We start from the raw sequence: 2,023 nt of genomic DNA on the forward strand, positions 1-2,023 counted from the left end.
ACATGGTGGTAGATTACCTTTCTTCCCAGCTCGACTGGGCTGGATATCAGGTGTCCACCACATGGGGGTCAGGTCCGACCTTTTCCAGCGCCAAGAAGATGAGGAATAGCATGAAGCCCAGCGCCAGCAAGTGGGTGTGGGCCACACTTAGCTGCGTATATTCACCTTCCGGGAAGTCCTGTAGCTTCGTAAACTCCCGATAAAACAAACCAGCGACCAAGCCCAAGACGAGGTAGAAAATCGCTGCCCTGTACAAAGCCTTCATGTCATTACTCCTTCCCAGTCATCGCTGTGACTGGATAGCCGAGGGGATCAATTTCTCTAAATACCTATCTTGCCCCGACTTCTCTGGCTTTGAATCGCAGAGGCGGTTGAACCTTGAATCAACCAGTAGGTTGATTCAAAGAGAGTGACCTCGGGACCGCTTCAGGTCCCGCAAGGAGTACAGCCCCAAAACTAGCGCTTCTAGCGCTCGGCTTTTACATTCTTCCTTTCAAATACAGAACTGGAACGGGCCAGCGCGAAAATCACAAGCACAGTCCCGACAGCCGCTGAAAGCAATGGAACTACAGCATTACCTGACTGCTGCCCAGCATCGGCAGCATCAATTCCGGCGTTAATTAAAACCGGCGCTGCGATGAGCAAAACCACGCCAACGAATCCAGTAGCCAACGACAACTGCAATTTCCGATTCATCGCTCATCCTCATTCTTCCGTCGCCGTTCGGAAGCATAATCCGCCAACGATAAAACGACACCTATGAGCAAAATTGTGACCACTAAAGCAAGTGTCCAATAATAGTCATTAAACAGAACCCCGAGCACAATGGCTATCAAGACGGAGACGCAGAATGGCCAGAAATGCTTCCACAAGCTTCTCATGGGCTTCAGGCTACCTAATCAACATTTAAAATACACGCGCAATCCGAAACCGCAATAGCTTAGTCTATTTCTTCACGCGACTGCAGTGATTGCGCATTTCCAGTGTGGTTTAGTTTGGAGAGACTGAGTCCTAGAGATCAGTTTCTTCGTCATGGGCGCGACCCCATTTTGTCCCGAATGTTCCTCGACTATTGTTAAAATTCCATCAACCGCAGAAGACTTGTAGATGCTGTTTCTCTTAAGGAATTTTATTTGATTCTTAAGCAGAATGATCAGTATTTTCACCGATTCCTGAGGTACACTTCCTCGCAGGAAACAAGAACCGTCTTTTATGAACAATCAGATGCTCTGCTTTGAGGAATGAGCCGCAATCTTATACTCACCGCCGAGTATAAAACCGAATTTATATGACTCTTCAATAAGGAAGACAGCCGAAAATAGCCTCTAAAGGCTGAAGACATAAGCTACCCAGTCCCAAGAGCTTTCCTTAACACCGTGCCCCGTTTGAAAGGACCTTTCGTGGAAAAGACCATGACGTACGCATTCGCAGCCGCTTTTGCCGCGTTCATTGCGGTATCCGCTGTGGTACCCAATTGGCTCCTAGTTGTACCCACAGCACTCGCCGTCTCCGAGCTGGCATTGTCTTACCGCAAAGGCCGCGCTTAAGGCCTCCCGTCGTTGACAACGCCCTGGGCAAGGTGAGAAATAGCTGAAGTGCTTTGGGCTTTATTCATGTGGTCAAACTTTCATCTCGGAGAAATTGGGGGTCTGCGGAAGGAAGAAAACTGCGAGGCTTCACCCACAACGCTAACCATTAAGGCGTCGCGCGCACGGAGTGTGGCGGCGTACAAGAGTGCACGCTCTCGCAGTAGTACGTCATCGGCTTCCGCTCGAGCGTGACCTCAGAGCAGGAGCTGCAGCGCTAGTTGATCTTCACTGACGCCAAACAGGACAACGTCGGTGAATTCCACCCCCTCATCGTTACAAGTGGTTCTCATGCCAAACCCACATACAAACACCTTGACACACTCTCTCAGCAATACCGTCCTTGGCATCTCAGGCGAATGGGGTTGCCCGCAAATCGTGGACACGTAGTGGAGCTACCTAGTGGTTAGGCAGCGATTTCTTTTCTGCTGGTGGTT

General features: G+C 50.0%; 3 protein-coding genes. 1 reads left to right on the plus strand and 2 read right to left on the minus strand.

Annotation, left to right across the window (positions count from 1 at the left end; all coding sequences use genetic code 11):
* Nucleotides 1–46: 46 nt before the first annotated feature.
* Entirely contained in the window at nucleotides 47–265 is a 219-nt protein-coding gene (locus tag ABRP86_RS11445; protein WP_349864453.1) for a DUF2871 family protein, read from the minus strand.
* Nucleotides 266–465: 200 nt separating this feature from the next.
* The gene (locus tag ABRP86_RS11450) at nucleotides 466–696 is read right to left on the minus strand and encodes a hypothetical protein (RefSeq protein WP_349864456.1); all 231 of its coding nucleotides are present in this window, start codon (nucleotides 694–696) and stop codon (nucleotides 466–468) included.
* 716 nt (nucleotides 697–1,412) lie between these two features.
* Between ABRP86_RS11450 and ABRP86_RS11455 the strand changes: the two genes are divergently transcribed.
* Nucleotides 1,413–1,547 carry a hypothetical protein gene (locus ABRP86_RS11455; protein ID WP_023025892.1) on the plus strand — a complete coding sequence of 45 codons (135 nt, stop codon included), beginning with the start codon at nucleotides 1,413–1,415 and terminating at the stop codon, nucleotides 1,545–1,547.
* Nucleotides 1,548–2,023 lie beyond the last annotated feature (476 nt).

The organism is Corynebacterium sp. KPL3927, from assembly GCF_040225835.1.
Taxonomy (GTDB): domain Bacteria; phylum Actinomycetota; class Actinomycetes; order Mycobacteriales; family Mycobacteriaceae; genus Corynebacterium.

Excerpts from the sequence above, each read along its gene's own strand:
- ABRP86_RS11445 (WP_349864453.1), bottom strand. The coding sequence starts at position 265 with ATGAAGGCTTTGTACAGGGCAGCGATTTTCTACCTCGTCTTGGGCTTG.
- ABRP86_RS11455 (WP_023025892.1), top strand. The coding sequence starts at position 1,413 with ATGACGTACGCATTCGCAGCCGCTTTTGCCGCGTTCATTGCGGTATCC.
- ABRP86_RS11450 (WP_349864456.1), bottom strand. The coding sequence starts at position 696 with ATGAATCGGAAATTGCAGTTGTCGTTGGCTACTGGATTCGTTGGCGTG.